Here is a 20,382-nt window from a genome sequence, read left to right as displayed (position 1 = left end):
GAAGGGCCGCACCTCCCGGGGAGGTGCGGCCCTTTCTCGTGTCCGCCCCGAGTCGTCCCGCGGACCGCTCTGGTCAGTCTTTGTCGTACACGGAGACCGACGGCAGCCCGCGAGCAGCACGTGCACGGTCGACGAGGAGCTGAACCACCGCGGTCTTCCCCGCGTTGTACGACTCGTCTCCCCTGCGCGAGGCGTCAACCGCAGCGTGCTTCGCCCGCTCGTAGAGCCGGGCATCCTCCGGGTTCTGCAACAGCCAGTCGCGAAGGATGCGCTGGTTCACCTGATCCCAATCGGCGGCTTCGAAGAAGTGGGCGATTCGCGTGCGTACACCGTTCTCTTCGATGATCATCACCCGATGGCTTCGCACACTGCTCCCGACCGCCCATCCTGCGGCCTCGAGCCCAGGTCGATGCAGCTCGAGGTCTTCGTCATCGGCGATGCGCACCGCGACGTCGATGATCGGCTTGGCGCTCATCCCGGGGATCGCCGTGGATCCGACGTGTTCGACGCGCCAGTCCGGATTCCCATGCCTGCGCAGTTCCGCCGCGACACGTGCGAAGGTCTCCGACCACGTCGGGTCATGCGGGACGAGCACGACCTCCACGTCAGGAGGCGTCGGCGACGGTCGGGTCCCAGCGGCGATGGCGCTGCTTCTCGTCGAGGAGGCCCCAGACGGCCGAGGTCAGCTCCGGGTACTCCAGGGCGATCTGCCGCAGCACCCGGTAGTGCCTGGCCGCGTTGGGGCGCACACCGTCGTTCGCATTGATGTTGTCGGCGCGCAACAGGTAGACGACGAGTTCGTCGACGCTCGGGAGCTCCTCCATGAACTCCCACGGATCCTCTCCGCCGAGAAGCCGCTCCTGGATGAGGACCGCGAGTTCGTCCGACGCTTCGGCGCGCAACACTTCCAGGCTGGCGCGGCGCTGTACGGACTCGGTCATACTCCCAGCCTACGTCGGCTGCGGACCCCGCCGGCGCTCCACCTTCATGTTCTCCGTCATGTCCTCGAGCTCCTTGCCCTTGGTCTCCGGCACCTTGAAGAACACGAAGAAGAACGACAGGAGCGCGAAGAACGCGTAGAACCCGTAGGCGAACGTGAGGCCGATCTCGGCGAAGGCCGGGAAGGTGGTGGAGATGAAGAAGTTGGCGACCCACTGTGCCGCTGCGGCCACCGCGAGGGCTCCGGCTCTGATGGAGTTCGGGAAGATCTCGCCGAGCAGAACCCAGACCAGCGGCCCCCAGCTCGCACCGAAGAACACCACGAATCCGTTCGCACAGACCAGGGCGATCGTGGCCCACGGGTCGGGGAGCGTCGCCGTCCCCTGCGCATCCAGTGTGCCGAACGAGAAGGCCACTGCCATGAGGCCGAGCGTCACGGTCATGCCGACCGAGCCCACCAGCAGCATGATCCGGCGACCGACCTTGTCGACGAGCAGGATCGCCACGATCGTGACCACGATGTTCGTGACCGAGGTGATGACGGAGGTCAGGAGAGCACTGGACTCATCGAAGCCCACCGACTGCCAGAGCGTCGTCGAGTAGTAGAAGATGACGTTGATACCGACGAACTGCTGGAAAACGGACAGCAGGATGCCGATCCAGACGATGGGCTTCAGCCCCAGGCGACTACCACGCAGATCACGCAACGATTCCGAGCGCTCTGTGTTGATCGTGCCGGTGATCTCGTCGATCTTGCCCTGGACATCGACCGTGCCGGTGACGGTCTCCAGCACGTCTGCCGCCCGTTTCAGCTCGCCCTTGCGCACCAGATAGCGCGGAGATTCCGGGAGTCGCAGCGAGACCAGTCCGTAGACCAGCGCAGGGATCGCGGCGACCATGAACATCCAGCGCCAGGCGGTGAGTCCCCACAGCGGCTGGTCCGCCGCGCCGGCGATGCCTGCGAGCAGCGCATCGGAGAGCAGCGCGGCGAAGATACCGGTGACGATCGCCAGCTGCTGTAGCGAGCCCAGGCGACCTCTGATCGCTGCGGGTGACACCTCGGCGATGTACGCGGGCGCGATCACGGAGGCGGCACCGACACCCAGTCCCCCGATCACTCGCCAGATGATGAGGTCGACGACGCTGAAGGCGAGACCGGATCCGATCGCGGAGATGAAGAACATCGTGGCCGCGACCACCATCACGGGGATGCGTCCGTACTTGTTGGAGACGGGGCCGGCGAACCACGCGCCCACGGCACAGCCGATGAGGGCCGACGACACGGCGAATCCCTTGAGCGCAGTACCGAGGTCGAATCCGGAGACGTCGCCCGCGAGCGCGTCGACCGCCCCGTTGATCACTGCGGTGTCGAATCCGAAGAGGAATCCACCCAACGCGGCGGCGATGCTCACCGCGATCACACGGCGCTTGATGGCTGCTGGACCGGCTGTTCTCGACATGACATCCCCCTCGTCGTCACGATGACGCGAGTCTAGGCTAGCGCTGCCGCTGGCGGGACCTCACTTCGACGAGCCGTAACCGCCTTCTCCGAGCTCCTCGAGAATCCGATTGAGATCCTGGATGGAAGCGAAATCGATAGTGACCTGCCCTTTTCGCGCTCCCAGTGCGATCTTCACACGCGTGTTGAGACGGTCGCCGAGCTTGCCGGCCACCTCATCCAGATACGCGCGTCGCGCACCCGGGGTCGGCTTCGCGGACGACCCGGCACGGGGCTGTGCCTTCGCCGCTTCCTCCGTCGCGCGCACCGAGAGGTCTTCATTCACGACCTTGTCCGCAAGGCGCTGCATCGACTCCGGTGTCTCGAGACTCAGGATCGCTCGCGCGTGCCCGGCAGTGAGCACTCCGGCAGCCACCCGCTGCTGCACCGGGACGGGGAGCTTCAGCAGTCGAATCGTGTTGCTGATCTGCGGGCGGGAACGGCCGATGCGCGTGGCCAGTTCCTCCTGGGTGATTCCGAAGTCGTCGAGCAGCTGCTGGTATGCAGAGGCCTCTTCGAGCGGGTTCAGCTCTGAACGGTGGAGGTTCTCCAGCAGGGCGTCGCGCAGCAGATCCTCGTCTGCGGTGTCACGGACGATCGCGGGGATGACGTCGAGGCCGGCCTCGCGCGCGGCGCGCGTGCGGCGCTCCCCCATGATGAGCTCGTACTCGCCATCGGCGTTCTTTCGAACCACGACGGGCTGCAGCACCCCGAACTCGCGGACGCTGTGCACCAGCTCTGCGAGATCCTCGGGGTCGAAGTGCGTCCGAGGCTGACGCGGATTCGCGACGATGCTGTTCGGGTCGACCTGGACCAGATGAATGCCGGGGACATTCTCGAGCTCCGGCGCCTCGGCATCGGCCACGGGAGCCGCCTCGGTGCTCGTCTGTCGCAGGCTCGCGCCCGGGAAGAAGACATCGACGGGACGTTCCGACTGATCCGCCGTGGGGATGAGGGCACCGATGCCCCGGCCCAGTCCAGTGCGCTTCGCCATCATTTCTCCTTGCTCTGCGTCGCTCTGCGCGACGCGATCTCAACAGCGGCCTCACGGTATGCGATCGCGCCGGCGGATTGGGCGTCGTAGGCGATCACGGTCTGGCCGAAACTCGGGGCCTCGGATACCCGTACGGATCGAGGGATCACGGTCTCCAGCACCTGCTCGGGGAAGTGCGTCCGCACTTCCTCCGCGACCTGTTGTGCCAGACGGGTACGCCCATCAAACATCGTCAGCAGGATCGTCGAGAGGTGGAGCACCGGGTTCAGGTGCTTCTGGATCATCTGAATGCTGCCGAGCAGTTGGCTCAATCCTTCCAGTGCGTAGTACTCGCACTGGATGGGGATGAAAACCTCTGTCGCGGCGGTGAAGGCGTTGATCGTGAGCAGGCCCAGGGAGGGTGGGCAGTCGATGATGACGAAGTCCATCGGGTGCTCTGCGAGGTACACGTCGAGCGCGCGACGAAGACGATGCTCTCGAGCGACCTGCGCGACCAGCTCGATCTCCGCCCCCGCGAGGTGGATCGTGCTCGGTGCGCAGAAGAGGTTGGGATCCTCCGGGCTCTGCTGCACGATGTCTGCCAGCGGAAGCTCGTCGATCAGCACGTCGTAGACACTGGAGACCTCAGCACTGTGGGGTACTCCCAGGGCTGTGGATGCGTTTCCCTGCGGGTCGAGGTCGATGACCAGCACATTCCCGCCCATCCCTGCCAGTGCGGAAGCGATGTTCACGGCGGTGGTGGTCTTTCCCACTCCACCCTTCTGGTTCGACACCGTGAGAACGCGGGTTTCGCCGGTGAACTCCACGGCAACCCCTTCGAGTGCGCGCCTGCGGGCGGAGAGGTCAGCGAGTTCCCGCGCAAGCGGCGTGTCCATCCCGAACGATTCGCTCGAGGATGTCTTCTCGGATGGTTTCACGTGAAACATCCACTCCTTTCGGGGCCGCGTTCCACTCTAATCGCAAGCAGAGACGTTAGATGACGAGAGCACTGTCGCAGCTCGAGCGAAGCACGTCGGGGTCCTCGTTCCCGCGGCCAGTCTCCGCCATACCGGCTTCTCCCGCTCCGCTTCATGCGCCGCACGGCGGATGTTTCACGTGAAACAGTGCGCACTGTGGCGATGATGACGACAGCTAGCGTGCCGGGCTGCCCTCTCCCGTGCTGGCGGGTACAGCGCACCCCACTTGCAGGAGTCTCCACAGTAGACGGAGTGTGCCGGGGCCGCCTGATGGTATCGCCGACAGAGTGACGAGCTTCGCTGCGCTCGGCACCGTCGCGCCGGTCATATTTCGGTGTCACCACCCACTGACTCAGACGGGAGTGGTCCTCACGCCTCTGACCGGCCACGGCGAGGAACTCCGCCCCTGCGTTGCGCCACGCGTGTGGTTTCAGATGTCCCTGTGTCGGCAGAGCCGGCGGGCGCCATCCGACTCGCAGCCACCAACAACTTCTATCCCCCGGGTGCCTGCGACACTCCGTCTATCCTCAGGCGCTTCCGGCGCACGTCGAGATCTGTTCTCTACCGCACAGAGGATGACTCAGCCCACTCTCTTCGACCAAAGGGCCGTCCGAGGCGGTCTGGTCTGCATGTTTCACGTGAAACACCGTCGACCGGCGAAACCACGAAGCCGTCGTATGCCATCCGCCGGGCAGCAACCAGGAGCTTCTCACCGCCGGCTGCCTGCGACACTCCGTCTGTTGTCAGGGACCGGACGCGCGACAGAGGATGACTCAGCCCACTCTCCTCGACCAGAGGGCCGGCATAGGTGGTCCGGTCTGCATGTTTCACGTGAAACACCGTCGAGAGGCAAGACCATGAAGCCGTCGTAGGCCATCCACCGAGCAGCCACCAGGAGCTTCTCACCGCCGGCTGCCTGCGACACTCCGTCTAGTCTCAGGGACTTGGGCGCGCGACAGATCTGTTCTCTACCGCGCAGAGCAAGCCCCCTCCTCGACGGAGAGGGCTTCATCAGCGGTCCGATCTGCATGTTTCACGTGAAACACGGTAGAAGAGCAACATTATGAAGCCGCCACCCTTCGATGTCGGGATTCACTTGAACCTAGTCCGGACGATTCCCGGCCACCGAGCTCTCACGTGGACCGCCCCATCATGCGGGGCTGGCGCAACACGAACGCCCCGGGTCTATGCCAGAGCTTCACGTCAGGGGTGTTGTGCCGCGAATGTCGCACCCCGGATGTCACGGGGCTATACGCCGGATGTCCGAGTCGACAACCCTCCTCCCAGATCGGCACGCGCCCGGAACGCCACCTCTTTGGCGTACCCGTTTCACGTGAAACACCGCGTACGCGGACGGCACCAGAGCCATCACGACGCAGCGCACGAGTATGCCTGGCTAGTGGTGCTCACGAGACGTAGTGCACAACGATTCCGAGCTTCTCCCAGCGATGCAGAACCATTCGAGCGACATGATGCCGATGGTGATGGCGATGGTGAGGTGTCCTAACTGGGGAGCTGCGGCGATAGGGCCTCCTCTCCCGGCGAACATCGCGCTGCGTGCGGCGCGCGAATCCGCTTTCAGATGGGCAGTCGGTCTCGTCGAGGTCGTGATAGCCCTGGTTGGTCGCGCGCGGAGCGAGGCATTACGGGCGCGAAAGCACGGAGACGGTGATGCCCGAGCGATGAGATCCTGCCGATGAACACGAAGGGGGATGTTTCACGTGAAACATCCCCCTTCGATGAAGACGTGACTAGCGGACGCGCGCGCGAATCACCCGAGTCGTCTCGGGGATGACTCCCTCACCCAGCACCTCGACGCGAACGTCCGAGAGGCGGAACTTCTTGATCTGCTTCTGTGCGGCATCGATCTCGTTCGCTGCATTCATGCCTTTGAGCAGAGTGAGCTCGCCACCGTCACGAACCAGCGGTGCGGTCAGCGGGATCAAGGTACGGAGCGCACTCACCGCACGAGCAGTGACGACATCGAAGCCCTCCGGAGGACGTACGTCCTCCGCGCGAGCTCGCAGCACCACGACGTTGGACAGATCCAGCGCCTCCACCTGCTCGTTGAGCCAAGTGACGCGTCGTTCCATCGGCTCGATCAGCGTCCACTGCACATCAGGACGCGCGATCGCGAGCACGAGCCCCGGTAGGCCGGCCCCCGAACCGATATCCGCCACCGAACCGTGGAACAGCGGAGCGGCGATCGCACTGTTGAGGATGTGTCTCGTCCACAGGCGCGGGAGCTCGAGGGGGCCGATGAGGCCGCGCTCCTCCCCCTCGCGGGAAAGAGCAGCCGTGAAGGCACGCGCCACGTCGATACGATCCCCGAAGAGACCTGCAGCGGAAGAGGGCTCCTGCTCGAGATCACTCATGATCGTCCCCGTTCGACCGATGTTTCACGTGAAACGTCAGCGTCGGCGCAGGACCGTGTGACGGTCAGCACCCTCGCCGTAGGACTCGGAGACAAGGCCCCGGTCGGCGGCGATGTCATGGACGAGCTTGCGCTCATAGCTCGACATCGAGGGCAGAGATGCCTGGGAGGAACCCTCGTCGAGTTTGGCGGCCGCGGCGTCGACCAGGGTCTCCAGCTGACGACGACGCGTGTCGCGCGAGCCTGCGATGTCGAGGATCAGTCGTGAGAAGGAACCGGTCTTGCTCTGCACCGCGAGACGAGTCAGCTCCTGCAGAGCCTGCACGGTCTCCGGAGCGGAGAGCAACGCCAGCGCATCGCCCTCAGCCTCGACGGAGACGTATGCCCGGCCCTGCCGCACATCCAGGTTCAGATCACCGTCGATGTCCGCGATGTCGAGAAGCTCCTCGAGGTAGTCCGCCGCGACGTCTCCCTCGTTCTCGAGCTGGGCCACAGTCGGCTCGGTGTTGTCGGTCATGGTCTCGCTCATGAACCGCTCCCCTTCTTCTTCGCACGCTTCTTGCCGACCGGCTGCTGACGCTTCGGTGCTTCTGCCTTCGCCTTCTCGGCCTCTTCGAGCAGACGCTGCTGCTCAGCCTCGTAGGCGGCCATCGGAACGACCTTGCCGGAGGAATCGATCGCCTTGCCCTTGCGTGCAAGACGCTCCTCGCGTGCCTTGGCAGCTTCGGAACCGGGAGTGGGCATCTCGCGGATGACGAGGAACTGCTGACCCATGGTCCAGAGGTTCGAGATGAACCAGTACACGACGACGCCGAGCGGGAAGAAGACACCCGAGAAGATGAAGCCCAGCGGCAACACGTACAGCATGATCTTCTGCATCTGGTACGCCTGGCCGGTCTTGGCCTCGGGCGACAGGTTCTTGGAGATGATCTGCAGCTGCGTGAAGAACTGCGACCCGATCATGAGCACCACGAGTGTGACCAGGATGATGATGGCCGTCGTGTTCTGCGCATCGATCGCGTTACCCAGCGTCTCGTGCAGCGACGCCACGCCGAACAGCTTCGCGTCGTAGAACTCCTTCGTCAGCTCCGGGCTGAGGAGACCGACACCACCGATGTTGTCTCGAGCGTGCTTGCTGACATCGCTCAGCACGCTGTAGAGCGAGAAGAAGATCGGCATCTGCACCAGAAGCGGCAGACAGCTCGACATCGGTGTCGTACCGTGCTTCTTGTACAGCGCCATGGTCTCGCGGCTCATGGCCTCACGAGAGAGCTGATCCTTCTTGCCGCGGTACTTCTCCTGAACTTTTCGCAGTTCAGGAGCGATTTCCATCATCTTGCGCTGGCTCTTGATCTGCTTGACGAACAGCGGAATGAGAGCAGCGCGGACGACGATCACGAGTCCGACGATCGACAGCACCCAGGTGATGCCGGAGGCCGCGGGCAGACCGACAGCCGTCAGCAGCCAGTGCCAGGCGACGAGGATCAGCTCGACCACCCACTTGAGCGGCCACAGGATGGTGCCGATCAGATCGAAGCCACCCCCCGCCGGTTGAGGGCTGGGAGTCGCGCTGGCGAGCAGAAGGTCAAGACCCACCGATCAGTCCTTTCGGGAAGGGACGACGAAACCGTGTGCGGTCAGGTCGTAACGGAAGTGTTCGTGCGGACGGACGTCATCGACGCCGCCGGTGGTCCAGGGGTTGCAGCGGAGGATGCGCCATGCGGAGAGCGCCGCCCCCTTCACTGCGCCGTGCTGCTGCACCGCACCTACAGCGTAGGCGGAACAGCTGGGGTAGTACGCACAGACATCTCCATACATCGGCGAGATGACCTTGCGGTAGGCGGTGAGGAACCCCAGCACGAGATTCCGCGGGATCACCGGAATGCTCCGCACCAGGTCCTGCGCATGCAGATGTGCGGTCCCGACGGACGACCCCGGAAGGGCGGTCATGCCGACACCGCGGAAGCCGCCGGCTCCAGGCGGCGGAGGCACCGATCGACATCGGCTCGAAGCTCCGCGTAAGAGGCGGTCGCAGACGCAGGAAGGGCACGGATGACGACATCCGTGCCCTCAGGAACCCGTGGAAGCGCCTCCGCGCACACCGCCTTGAGCCGACGACGCACGGAGTTGCGCACCACTGCGGTGCCCACCTGCTTGCTGATGATGAATCCGAACCTCGCGGCTCTGTTCTCGCCCGTGGTCAACACCGAGGTGATGACACGCGCCCCGCCACAACGGGATCCGCGACGAACGACCAGACGATAGTCGCTCCCGCGAGTCAGCCGATACGGGCGGGCGAGCACAGCGGACTACGCAGAGAGCTCGGTGCGGCCCTTCGCGCGGCGGGCGGCGAGGATGCCACGGCCGGCACGCGTACGCATGCGGGCGCGGAAGCCGTGCTTCTTGGCGCGACGACGGTTGTTGGGCTGGAAGGTGCGCTTGCTCATGGAATCACTCCGGGAATGCTGCCACCGGGTTCACTTCGACCGGAGACATGGGGTACTGCCAAAAATGGCATAAGTCAACCAACTAAGGGTACGTCTTACCGGCGCACAGAGCAAATCTGGGCTCTCACGGAGCCGTCGCGCGGTACCGGGTGCACAGCCATTATCCACAACCTCCGGACCTCGCGTCGACGCAACACGCCCGCGTGATTCCAAGGGCAGGTTGCCGTTCACAGCCGGGATGACTACCGTGGCATCCTAAGTTATCCACAGGGGACACGGCACGTAGACCCCGCCTCGATCACCCGTCCGGAGCGTCATGTCCTCACCTGCCCAGCCCGATGTCCCCATCTGGACCACGGTGCAGGAGCTTCTGGTCGACGACGACCGGGTGACACCCCAACTGCAGGGCTTCCTCAGCCTGGCCGTCCCGGCCGGAGTGATGTCGGCCACGCTCTATCTCGAGGTTCCGAACGATCTCACGGCCGCGCAGATCAACAAGCGTCTGCGTCTCCCGATCATGGAGGCCCTCTCGCACATCGGCGAGGAGGTCACCTCCTACCGCGTCGTGGTCAACCACGAGCTCGCCGAGCAGCAGACCGCGCCGATCGCCGTCGGCGACTTCGGTCGTCAGGAGCAGACGCGCAGCGAATCCCCCATGGAGCCTGCGCCCACCCCGATGCGCCACGAGTCGCGCCTCAACCCGAAGTACACCTTCGACAACTTCGTGATCGGACAATCCAACCGCTTCGCCCACGCAGCCGCCGTCGCGGTCGCCGAAGCACCGGCCAAGGCGTACAACCCCCTCTTCATCTACGGCGACTCCGGACTGGGCAAGACCCACCTCCTCCACGCCATCGGCGATTACGCGCAGTCCCTCTACGCGGGGGTGAAGGTCAGATACGTCTCCAGCGAGGAGTTCACGAACGACTTCATCAACTCCATCGCCAACAACCGGGGTGCTGCCTTCCAGGCGCGATACCGGGAAGTCGACATCCTCCTCATCGACGACATCCAGTTCCTGCAGGGGCGGGCCGAGACCCAGGAAGCCTTCTTCCACACGTTCAACACCCTGCACGACCACAACAAGCAGGTAGTCATCACCAGCGACGTGGCTCCCAAGCTCCTCACCGGCTTCGAGGACAGGATGCGCAGCCGCTTCGAGTGGGGTCTCATCACCGACGTCCAGGCGCCCGACCTGGAGACCCGCATCGCCATTCTCCGCAAGAAGGCCCAGAGCGAGTCTCTGCACATCCCCGACGAGGTGCTCGAGTACATCGCCACGGTGGTGTCATCCAACATCCGCGAGCTGGAGGGTGCACTGATCCGCGTCTCCGCGTTCGCGAGCCTCAATCGATCGCCTCTCGACATCGCGCTCGCCCAGACCGTGCTGCGCGACATCATCGACACGGCAGAGGACAACATCATCTCGCCGACCGACATCATCACGGCGACCGCGCAGTACTTCAAGCTCACCGTCGACGACCTGTACGGGTCCAGCCGCTCGCAGCAGATCGCCACCGCTCGACAGATCGCCATGTACCTCTGCCGGGAACGGACGAACCTCTCCCTCCCCAAGATCGGGCAGCTGTTCGGCAACCGCGACCATACGACCGTCATGTACGCGTACAAGAAGATCAGCGAGCTCATGAAGGAGCGTCGCTCCATCTACAACCAGGTCACCGAGATCACGACCCAGCTGGGACGGCGCTGACACGCCGCGTCTCGGAAAAAGGGGAGGTCCGCACCTGATCGGGTGCGGACCTCCCCTTTTTTGTCACCCGGACTGGGGTTCTGATCTCTCGATTGATACCTCTATGCACATGTGGATAACTTGTGGATGACCGTGGATTCGATCGGGACGAATGTGGGTCGATCACCCAAACCTGTGGATAACTCCGGGAGGGGCTTCGAGCACCTCACCCCCGCCAACCCGCGGATTCCTCAGGGTTTCCACAACTGACAACTGTGTAGTTCCCTACTCGCTCTTGCTATCCACCGACTTATCCACAGTATCCACAGCTGTTAACACCGTTAAGGAGTTAAGTCATTCAGGGCGCGATCCGATCACCAGACGGTGTGGAGAGCCGACCGTCGAATGACAGGAACCTCGGCGTAGGGATACGCCGGACTGTGGGGCTAGCATGGGAAGCCCTGCACCGGCAGGGCCGACGACAACGCGTCACAGTTCGACGACAAGGGAGCACCCGTGAGGTTTCAGGTCAACCGCGATGTCTTCAGCGAGGCTGTCTCGTTCGTCGTCAAGCTCCTGCCGCAGCGCAACCCACAGCCGATCCTCGCGGGAGTGCTGATCGAGGCGGACGGTTCCGGCCTCACGCTCTCGGCATTCGACTACGAGGCCTCCGCTCGAACCACGATCGAGGCCACGGTGGAGACCCCGGGCACGATCCTGGTCCACGGTCGACTTCTCTCAGACATCGCCAGCCGCCTCCCGAACGCTCCGATCGAGATCGCGGTCGAGGAAGACGGCGGCATCGCGGTGACCTGTGGCTCCGCGCGGTTCACCCTCGCAGCCATGCCGGTCGAGGAATACCCGTCCATCCCCGAGGTCACCGGCTCGTCGGGAGTCGTTCCCGCCGACGACTTCGGCACCGCCATCGCGCAGGTCGGATTCGCGGCTTCACGCGATGACGTCACGCCGGTCCTCACGGGTGTGCAGCTCGAGGTCTCCGGCCAGACCCTGAGTCTTGTCGCCACCGACCGCTACCGCGTCTCGCTCCGAGACGTGCCGTGGGACGGTGAAGCGGTCGAGGCCACCGCGCTGGTTCCCGCGCGCACGCTGCTGGAGGTCGGGAAGACCTTCGGACACGCCGGAACGATCCAGGTAGCGTTCTCCGGAGCCGGCGACCGCGAGATCATCGCGTTCACCGCAGGAAACAAGACCGTCACCTCGCTCCTGATCAAGGGCAACTTCCCGCCGGTGCGTCGTCTGTTCCCCGAGCAGACGGACCACTACGCGGTCGTGAACACCGCCGACCTGGTCGAAGCGGTCCGCCGCGTATCGCTCGTCCTCGATCGCGCCGCTCCGCTGCGTTTCACGTTCTCGAACGACAGCGTCACCATGGACGCCTCCGGCGGAGACCACGCGCGCGCTTCCGAGTCGGTCGACGCGATCCTCTCCGGCGGTGACGAGGTCACGCTCGGACTGAATCCGCAGTACCTGATCGAGGCTCTCGGCGCCGTGAAGAGCGAGTTCGTGCGCGTCACCTTCACATCGAGCGACAACGCCAACAAGCTCAGCCCGGTCCTCATCACGAGTCAGACCTCGGTCGATCAGGCCGGCCTCGACTCGTTCAAGTACCTGCTGCAGCCCAACCTCCTCCTGCGCTGACCCCGCTCGGCGAGAGCAGGGAGCTTAACGCCTCCCCATCCCCGAGATTCACCGACACTGAATCAGGTGTCGGACACCGAAGGTAGGCTGACTCCGTGATTGTGGAGCACCTGAGTCTGGTCGATTTCCGCAATTACGCGACCGCCGAGCTCGCTCTCCACCGCGGTCCGAACGTCCTCGTGGGCAGGAACGGCCAGGGCAAGACGAACCTCGCCGAAGCGGTCGTGTTCCTGGCGACTCTGGGGTCCCATCGTGTCTCCTCGGACGCACCGATGGTCCGCGACGGACAGGAGTTCGCCGTCATCAGGGCTCGCCTCTCTCACGGGGAGCGCCGTGTCCTCGCCGAGGTGCAGGTCAACCGGCAGGGATCGAACAAGGCGCGCATCAACGGGTCGCCGTCGAAGCCGAACGAGCTCCCCCGGTATGCACACGTCGTGCTGTTCGCTCCGGAGGACCTGCAGATCGTGAGAGGCGATCCCTCGGCTCGTCGTCGGTTCACCGATCAGCTCCTCATCCAGCGCACTCCGAGACTCGCCGCCGTCCTCGCCGACTACGACCGTGTGCTCAAGCAACGGAACGCGCTCCTGAAGTCGGCCAGGGCCAGGGGAATCCGCGGCGAGGCGCTGAGCACTCTCGATGTGTGGGACGACAAGCTCGTCTCCCTCGGTTCGGAGATCATCACCGCTCGACAGCGGCTGGCCGTGGATCTGCAGCAGCCGGTCGCCGATGCGTACGAGGCGATCGCCGGGGCCGACCACCGCCCGCAGCTGGAATGGGCCCTCTCGGTCGGCGGAGGAGATCCCGAAGAGGGCGAAGATGCCGCGGACGGAGGAAACGCCGGATCATCGGTCGACCGGCTCGGAGATCCCGGGCACATCGCCGAGTTGTTCCGCGCCTCGCTCGCGGCGAAGCGGTCGAACGAACTCGACCGCGGACTCACCCTCACCGGTCCGCATCGCGATGACCTCGTGCTGCGTGTTCGCGACCTCCCTGTGAAGGGCTATGCATCGCATGGCGAGTCGTGGTCTGTCGCCCTCGCGCTGAGGCTGGCCTCGGCCGAGCTGTTGCGCAGCGAGTCCCCGGCCGGAGATCCCGTCCTCATCCTCGACGACGTCTTCGCGGAACTCGATGCCGATCGTCGACAGCGCCTCGCCGCCCTGACGGCAGGATACGAACAGGTGGTGGTGACGGCAGCGGTGGAGGAGGATATCCCCGAGGTGCTGCACGCGCACGTGGTGCGGATCAGCGCTGGAACGATCAGCGACGAGAGGGGGACGGATGACTGACGCGGCATCGACTCCCCCGGTCTCCACTCCGCCGGCTGACGTCCCGGAGACGATCGGCACGTACCTGCGACTGCGCGGCCTGCAGCCGAGCTCGAAGAGCTGGAAGCGCAAGCGGCGCATCACCACGGACGACGACAACGCTCCGTTCACGCCGGGGCGCGATCCCGGCGCGCTCGGCGCCGTGCTCGACAAGCTGAGTCGGGACTCGGGATGGCAGATCACCCTCGCGCGGGAAGACCTCGTTCGGCAGTGGGCCGACCTCGCTGGGGCCGACACCGCGAAGCACTCGGAGCCGGTGTCTCTGGAGCGCGGTCTGCTCACCGTCAAGTGCGATTCGACGGCGTGGGCGAAGAACCTGCAGTTCATGCGGGCGACGATCCTCACGGAGATCGGTCGACGGTATCCGGATGCGGGCGTGGAGAACCTCCGGTTCATCGGACCGGACGTCCCCTCGTGGAAATGGGGTCCCAGAGCCGTTCCAGGACGGGGCCCACGCGATACCTACGGGTAGGGCACCATCCGAGGGGGTCGAAACGCTCAGAGGCCCACACACGGCCGTTGAGCGGCATTTCTCGACGAAACTCCGCTAGAATGGGAGTTCGTGATATCGATGTGGAGAATGCCCTCTGATGACGCCTGAATCCCCTGCTGACGAGACGGAATCGAACACCGGGGGAACCCCCGCCCCTTCGACTGGCTCAGGGACCCAGACTCCACAGCCCGCACCCAAGGCGAAGCAGCCCGGAGAGTACGGCGCGGATTCGATCCAGATCCTCGAGGGCCTCGAGGCTGTGCGCAAGCGCCCCGGCATGTACATCGGGTCGACCGGTCCCCGAGGCCTGCACCACCTGGTCTACGAGATCGTCGACAACTCGGTCGATGAGGCGCTGGCCGGCTACGCCGACACGATCCTGGTGACGATGCTCGCCGACGGCGGCGTGCGCGTCGTCGACAACGGCCGAGGAATCCCGGTCGACCCGCACTCGTCGGACCCGAACAAGTCGACGGTCGAGGTCGTCCTCACGATCCTGCACGCCGGCGGAAAGTTCGGCGGCGGCGCGTACGCCGTCTCCGGTGGACTGCACGGCGTCGGCTCCTCCGTCGTGAACGCCCTTTCGACGCGGTTCGACGTGGAGGTCAAGCAGAAGGGCTTCGTCTGGCGGCACAGCTTCGCCGACGGCGGTGTCCCCCAGCAGAAGCTCGAGAAGGGCGAGGCGACCGACGAGACCGGGACGAGCATCACGTTCTGGCCCGACGCGGAGATCTTCCAGGAGACGACCGAGTTCGACTACGACACCCTCCGCACGCGGTTCCAGCAGATGGCGTTCCTCAACAAGGGGCTGCGCATCGAGCTGCGCGACGAGCGCGAGTCGTCGGCCTACGAGGTCGAGGAGGACGGCGCGACCGTCACCAAGCAGCCCGGCGATGTGTTCTTCTACGAGCGCGGTCTGGTGGACTACGTCGAGTACCTCAACAAGGTGCGCCACGCCGAAGTGGTCAACGACGAGATCATCGCCTTCGAGTCGGAGGACACCGAGCGCAAGATCTCGCTCGAGGTCGCGATGCAGTGGACGACCTCGTACACCGAGAACGTGTTCACCTATGCCAACACCATCAACACCCACGAGGGTGGAACGCACGAGGAAGGCTTCCGTGCGGCACTGACGACCCTGGTCAACAAGTACGCGCGAGCGAACAACCTCCTCAAGGAGAAGGACGACAACCTCTCCGGCGACGACGTGCGCGAGGGACTGACCGCAGTCATCTCGATCAAGCTCGGCGAGCCGCAGTTCGAGGGGCAGACCAAGACGAAGCTCGGCAACACCGAGGCGAAGGCGTTCGTGCAGAAAGTGGTCGGCGATCAGCTCGGCGACTGGTTGGAGCGCAACCCGAACCAGGCGAAGAACATCATCCGCAAGGCGATCGATGCGGCCACGGCTCGTCTCGCCGCGCGGAAGGCCCGTGAAACGGCGCGTCGCAAGAGCGTCTTCGAGTCGGCGGCCATGCCGGACAAGCTCAAGGACTGCACGAGCAAGGATCCGTCGATCAGCGAGATCTTCCTCGTCGAGGGTGACTCGGCAGGTGGTTCCGCCGTGCAGGGTCGAGACCCTCACACCCAGGCGATCCTGGCCCTCCGAGGAAAGATCCTCAACGTGGAGCGCGCGCGTCTCGACAAGGCGCTCGGCAACAAGGAAGTCCAGGCGATGATCCAGGCCTTCGGCACCGGCATCGGCGAAGAGTTCGACATCGAGAAGGCGCGCTATCACAAGATCGTGCTGATGGCCGATGCCGACGTGGACGGTCAGCACATCACCACCCTGCTGCTGACGCTCCTCTTCCGCTACATGCGCGGGCTCATCGAGGCCGGTTTCGTGTACCTCGCCATGCCGCCGCTCTACCGGCTCAAGTGGTCGAACTCGGCTCACGAGTACGTGTTCAGCGACGCCGAGCGCGACGCCCTGCTGAAGCACGGCATCGAGAACGGCAAGCGCATCCCGAAGGATGCCGGCATCCAGCGCTACAAGGGTCTCGGTGAGATGAACCCGAAGGAGCTGTGGGAGACGACGATGGATCACACCACTCGCACCCTGCAGCAGATCACCATCGAAGACGCGGCCGCGGCCGACGAGATCTTCAGTGTGCTGATGGGCGAAGACGTCGAGTCCCGACGCAGCTTCATCCAGCGCAACGCCAAGGACGTCCGCTTCCTCGACATCTGATGCCCGCGGGCTCAGACCAGATGTGTGACAGAGAGATTGATTGATGACTGACGAAGAACGCACCGAGCCGGAACACGACCACGGCAAGATCGATCAGGTCGACCTGCAGTCGGAGATGCAGCGCAGCTACCTCGACTACGCCATGGCCGTCATCGTGGGGCGTGCGCTCCCCGATGTGCGCGACGGCCTCAAGCCGGTGCACCGCCGTGTCATCTACGGCATGTACGACGGTGGATTCCGTCCTGACAAGTCGTTCTCGAAGTGCGCCCGTGTGGTCGGCGAGGTCATGGGTCAGTACCACCCGCACGGTGACTCGGCGATCTACGACGCCCTCGTGCGACTGGTGCAGCCGTGGTCTCTGCGGTATCCGCTGGCCCTCGGGCAGGGCAACTTCGGCTCCCCCGGCAACATGGGTGCCGCGGCTCCGCGATACACCGAGACCAAGATGGCTCCGCTCGCGCTCGAGATGGTGCGCGACATCGAAGAAGACACCGTCGACTTCACCGACAACTACGACGGCCAGACGCAGGAGCCGACGGTCCTGCCCGCCCGTTTCCCGAACCTGCTCGTCAACGGCTCGGTCGGCATCGCGGTCGGAATGGCCACCAACATCCCGCCGCACAACCTGCGCGAGGTGTCCGACGCGGCGCTCTGGGCACTCGACAACCCCGGCATCTCCCGCGAGGAACTGCTCGAAGGCCTGATCCAACGCATCCCGGGCCCGGACTTCCCGACCGGCGCGCAGATCCTCGGCACCAAGGGCATCCACGAGGCGTACCGCACCGGCCGCGGCTCGATCACCATGCGCGCGGTCGTCAATGTGGAGGAGATCCAGGGTCGCACCTGCCTCGTCATCACCGAGCTGCCGTACCAGGTCAACCCGGACAACGTGGCGGTGAAGATCGGCGACCTCGCCCGTGACGGCAAGATCACCGGCATCGCCGACATCCGTGACGAGTCGTCGGACCGCACGGGTCAGCGCCTGGTCGTGGTGCTCAAGCGCGACGCGGTCGCCAAGGTCGTGCTGAACAACCTGTACAAGCACACGCAGCTGCAGGAGAACTTCGGCGCGAACATGCTCGCGATCGTCGACGGCGTCCCCCGGACGCTCGCGATCGACGGGTTCATCTCGAACTGGATCTCCCATCAGATCGACGTGATCGTGCGACGGACCGAGTTCCGCCTTCGCGAGGCCGAGAAGCGCATGCACATCCTGCGCGGGTACCTGAAGGCGCTCGATGCGCTCGACGAGGTCATCGCGCTGATCCGTCGTTCGCAGACAACAGCCGACGCCAACGAGGGCCTGCAGAAGCTTCTCGACATCGACGAGATCCAGGCCGATGCGATCCTGCAGATGCAGCTGCGCCGGCTCGCAGCCCTCGAGCGTCAGAAGATCATCGATCAGGCGAACGAGCTCGAGGCGCAGATCACCGACTACAAGGCGATCCTGGCCGACGAGGGCCGTCAGCGGACCATCATCCGGGAAGAGCTGACCGGCATCGTCGAGCGTTTCGGCGACGAGCGCCGCACCCACATCCTGCACGGCTTCGACGGCGACGTCTCGATGGAGGACCTCATCGCCGAAGAGGAGATGGTGGTCACCGTCACGCGCGAGGGCTACATCAAGCGCACGCGCAGCGACAACTACCGTTCGCAGCACCGCGGCGGCAAGGGCGTCAAGGGTGCCCAGCTGCGGGCGAACGACATCGTCGAGCACTTCTTCGTGACGACCACGCACCACTGGCTGCTGTTCTTCACCGACAAGGGTCGCGTCTATCGCGCGAAGACGTACGAGGTGCCGGAGGCCGGTCGCGACGCCAAGGGCATGCACGTGGCGAACCTGCTCGCCCTGCAGCCCGACGAGAACATCGCCCAGGTGCTCGACATCCGCGACTACCAGGTGGCGGACTATCTGGTGCTCGCGACGCGTGACGGACTGGTCAAGAAGACCCGTCTCGACAACTACGACACCAACCGTCAGGGCGGTGTCATCGCGATCCGTCTGAACGAGGAGGACGAGCTCGTCAGCGCGCTGCTCGTGAACGCCGAGGACGACATCCTCCTCATCAGCCGTCGAGGCATGTCGGTGCGCTTCGAGGCGACAGATGAAGCCCTGCGCCCGATGGGCCGGGCGACGGCCGGTGTCCGCGGAATGAAGTTCAAGATCGATGAGGACTGCCTGCTCTCGGCATCCGTCGCCGCGCCGGGGAAGTTCGTCTTCGTGGTCACCGACGGCGGCTATGCGAAGCGCACCGCGGTGGAGGAGTACCGGGTTCAGGGTCGCGGCGGAACGGGCATCAAGGTCGCCAAACTCAACGATGATCGGGGCACTCTCGCGGGTGGTCTGATCGTCTCCGAGGACGACGAGGTCTTGGTGGTTCTGTCCAGCGGCAAGGTGGTACGCTCTGCCGTGGCCGAGGTCCCCGCCAAGGGTCGAGACACCATGGGAGTGGTGTTCGCCCGTACGACGGAGGCCGACCGCATCCTCGCCATCGCCCGTAACGGTGAGCGCGGCCTCGCCGAAGAAGAGGCCGATGCGGAGGACGCAGAGACCCAGGCCCCCGAGACGACCCAGACCCCTGAGGATACAGACGCATGAGCACAGTGGCCGACAAGCTGGCGAAGAAGTCGACCCGCAAGACCAGCGGAAAGCAGGTACGCCTCCGACTGGTCTACGTGGACTTCTGGTCGGCCGTGAAGCTCTCGTTCCTCGGAGCCGTGGCCCTCGCGGTCGTCACGATGGTCTCGTTCTTCCTCATCTTCCTCGTGTTCCAGGCGACGGGGATCATGACGACGGCGGAGAGCTTCCTGCTCGGCATCACCGACAACACGTTCGTGCTGTCCGAGGTCGTGGGACTGCCGCAGGTGATGGCCTTCGCCGCCGTGGTGGCGATCCTGAACCTGATCGTCTTCACGGTGCTCGGCGCCGTGGTCGCCGGAATCTACAACCTCGCGGTGAAGGTGACCGGCGGACTGCTGGTCGGCTTCATGTCGAACTGATCCTCGGTACGGATCCACGGAGGGCGGGTGCTGCGGCACCCGCCCTTCGTCGTTGCTCGGCGCGGGATCGCTAGACCACGCCGGTCGTACCGAGGAGGGTGCCGATGAGCCAAGTCGCCGCCAGTGCGAGTCCGCCGCCGACGACCAGCCGTATGGATGCGCGCATCGGAGCGGAGCCGCCGATCTTCGCCGACAGGGTTCCCGTCACCGCGAGCGCGAGAAGCACTGCGACGAACGTCACGGGCACGCGCCATTCCGGAGGGGGAAGGAGGATGGCCAGCAACGGCAGCAGTGCTCCGAGAGTGAACGCCACCGCGGAGGAGAGCGCCGCGTGCCACGGGTTCACGAGGTCATCCTGATCGATGCCCAGTTCCACTTCCAGATGGGCGGAGAGGGCGTCGTGCGCGGTGAGCTCCTCGGCCACCTGGCGCGCTGTCTCCGGCGAGAGCCCGCGGTCGCGATAAAGCTGGGTGAGTTCGTCGAGCTCCACGGCCGGCATCGTACGGAGCTCCTCGCGCTCCTTCGCGATCAGTGCCCTCTCACTGTCACGCTGACTGCTCACCGACACGTACTCGCCGAGGGCCATCGAGATCGCGCCTCCGACGAGGCCGGCGATTCCCGCTGTGAGAAGTGCGGCGTTGTCGGTCGTGGCGCCGGCCACCCCGACGACGAGTGAGGCGACCGAGACGATGCCGTCGTTCGCGCCGAGCACTCCTGCGCGCAGCCAGTTCAGCCGCTGACCGAGACCGGTGCCGTGCGGTTCCCCCTCATGCGTACTCATGCCCCCAGTGAAGCAGAACCGTCGTGGTCGAACCGCGA

General features: G+C 64.9%; 18 protein-coding genes and 1 pseudogene. 7 read left to right on the top strand and 12 right to left on the bottom strand.

Annotated features, from left to right (window positions below; genetic code table 11):
• Window positions 1-73: 73 nt before the first annotated feature.
• The 11 genes and pseudogenes from MOX01_RS01560 to rpmH form a co-directional block, all read right to left on the bottom strand.
• Window positions 74-604, bottom strand: a complete 531-nt coding sequence (locus MOX01_RS01560; RefSeq protein WP_170224074.1) for a GrpB family protein — start codon at window positions 602-604, stop codon at window positions 74-76.
• Window position 605: 1 nt separating this feature from the next.
• Window positions 606-941, bottom strand: a complete 336-nt coding sequence (locus tag MOX01_RS01555; RefSeq protein WP_046747959.1) for a hypothetical protein — start codon at window positions 939-941, stop codon at window positions 606-608.
• 9 nt (window positions 942-950) lie between these two features.
• Window positions 951-2,399, bottom strand: a complete 1,449-nt coding sequence (locus MOX01_RS01550) for a sugar porter family MFS transporter (RefSeq protein WP_211368687.1) — start codon at window positions 2,397-2,399, stop codon at window positions 951-953.
• A 60-nt stretch (window positions 2,400-2,459) separates the two neighbouring features.
• Entirely contained in the window at window positions 2,460-3,431 is a 972-nt protein-coding gene (locus tag MOX01_RS01545; RefSeq protein WP_174799742.1) for a ParB/RepB/Spo0J family partition protein, read from the bottom strand.
• Window positions 3,431-4,306 (bottom strand): ParA family protein, encoded by an 876-nt coding sequence (locus MOX01_RS01540; protein WP_230977767.1) that lies wholly within the window; start codon window positions 4,304-4,306, stop codon window positions 3,431-3,433. Before MOX01_RS01540 ends, MOX01_RS01545 begins: the two co-directional genes overlap by 1 nt.
• A gap of 1,832 nt (window positions 4,307-6,138) precedes the next feature.
• Window positions 6,139-6,833, bottom strand: a pseudogene (gene rsmG, locus MOX01_RS01535) (16S rRNA (guanine(527)-N(7))-methyltransferase RsmG).
• On the bottom strand, window positions 6,799-7,290 hold the full coding sequence (locus MOX01_RS01530; RefSeq protein WP_046747964.1) for a Jag family protein: 492 nt from the start codon (window positions 7,288-7,290) through the stop codon (window positions 6,799-6,801). Before MOX01_RS01530 ends, rsmG begins: the two are co-directional and overlap by 35 nt.
• On the bottom strand, window positions 7,287-8,357 hold the full coding sequence (yidC, locus tag MOX01_RS01525; protein ID WP_058630955.1) for a membrane protein insertase YidC: 1,071 nt from the start codon (window positions 8,355-8,357) through the stop codon (window positions 7,287-7,289). Before yidC ends, MOX01_RS01530 begins: the two co-directional genes overlap by 4 nt.
• Window positions 8,358-8,360: 3 nt before the next feature.
• Window positions 8,361-8,711: a membrane protein insertion efficiency factor YidD gene (yidD, locus tag MOX01_RS01520; RefSeq protein ID WP_141368133.1), complete on the bottom strand. Its 351-nt coding sequence runs from the start codon at window positions 8,709-8,711 to the stop codon at window positions 8,361-8,363.
• Window positions 8,708-9,064, bottom strand: coding sequence for a ribonuclease P protein component (rnpA, locus tag MOX01_RS01515; protein ID WP_082108634.1), 357 nt, complete (start codon window positions 9,062-9,064; stop codon window positions 8,708-8,710). Before rnpA ends, yidD begins: the two co-directional genes overlap by 4 nt.
• Window positions 9,065-9,070: 6 nt before the next feature.
• Complete coding sequence (gene rpmH / locus MOX01_RS01510; protein ID WP_013584598.1) at window positions 9,071-9,208, bottom strand: 50S ribosomal protein L34; 138 nt, start codon at window positions 9,206-9,208, stop codon at window positions 9,071-9,073.
• Between the two features lie 316 nt (window positions 9,209-9,524).
• On the opposite strand from rpmH, the gene dnaA reads away from it, so the two are divergent.
• The 7 genes from dnaA (at window position 9,525) to MOX01_RS01475 (ending at window position 19,563) form a co-directional block, all read left to right on the top strand.
• Window positions 9,525-10,919, top strand: a complete 1,395-nt coding sequence (dnaA, locus tag MOX01_RS01505; RefSeq protein ID WP_046747968.1) for a chromosomal replication initiator protein DnaA — start codon at window positions 9,525-9,527, stop codon at window positions 10,917-10,919.
• Window positions 10,920-11,414: 495 nt separating this feature from the next.
• Window positions 11,415-12,557 (top strand): DNA polymerase III subunit beta, encoded by a 1,143-nt coding sequence (gene dnaN, locus MOX01_RS01500; protein ID WP_046747969.1) that lies wholly within the window; start codon window positions 11,415-11,417, stop codon window positions 12,555-12,557.
• A gap of 95 nt (window positions 12,558-12,652) precedes the next feature.
• The gene (gene recF, locus MOX01_RS01495; protein ID WP_058630954.1) at window positions 12,653-13,843 is read left to right on the top strand and encodes a DNA replication/repair protein RecF; all 1,191 of its coding nucleotides are present in this window, start codon (window positions 12,653-12,655) and stop codon (window positions 13,841-13,843) included.
• Complete coding sequence (locus MOX01_RS01490) at window positions 13,836-14,354, top strand: DciA family protein (protein WP_058630953.1); 519 nt, start codon at window positions 13,836-13,838, stop codon at window positions 14,352-14,354. The genes recF and MOX01_RS01490 overlap by 8 nt, the downstream gene beginning before the upstream one ends.
• 118 nt (window positions 14,355-14,472) lie before the next feature.
• Window positions 14,473-16,563 (top strand): DNA topoisomerase (ATP-hydrolyzing) subunit B, encoded by a 2,091-nt coding sequence (gyrB, locus tag MOX01_RS01485; RefSeq protein WP_082108635.1) that lies wholly within the window; start codon window positions 14,473-14,475, stop codon window positions 16,561-16,563.
• A gap of 43 nt (window positions 16,564-16,606) precedes the next feature.
• On the top strand, window positions 16,607-19,162 hold the full coding sequence (gene gyrA / locus MOX01_RS01480) for a DNA gyrase subunit A (RefSeq protein WP_046747972.1): 2,556 nt from the start codon (window positions 16,607-16,609) through the stop codon (window positions 19,160-19,162).
• On the top strand, window positions 19,159-19,563 hold the full coding sequence (locus MOX01_RS01475) for a DUF3566 domain-containing protein (RefSeq protein ID WP_017829919.1): 405 nt from the start codon (window positions 19,159-19,161) through the stop codon (window positions 19,561-19,563). The genes gyrA and MOX01_RS01475 overlap by 4 nt, the downstream gene beginning before the upstream one ends.
• 70 nt (window positions 19,564-19,633) lie before the next feature.
• Here the strand turns inward: MOX01_RS01475 and MOX01_RS01470 are convergent, their stop codons facing one another.
• Entirely contained in the window at window positions 19,634-20,344 is a 711-nt protein-coding gene (locus tag MOX01_RS01470) for a VIT1/CCC1 transporter family protein (RefSeq protein WP_046747973.1), read from the bottom strand.
• Window positions 20,345-20,382: the final 38 nt, after the last annotated feature.

Source organism: Microbacterium oxydans, from assembly GCF_006540085.1.
GTDB classification, from domain to species: domain Bacteria; phylum Actinomycetota; class Actinomycetes; order Actinomycetales; family Microbacteriaceae; genus Microbacterium; species Microbacterium oxydans.
This window is presented reverse-complemented; position numbering and strand designations above follow the sequence as displayed.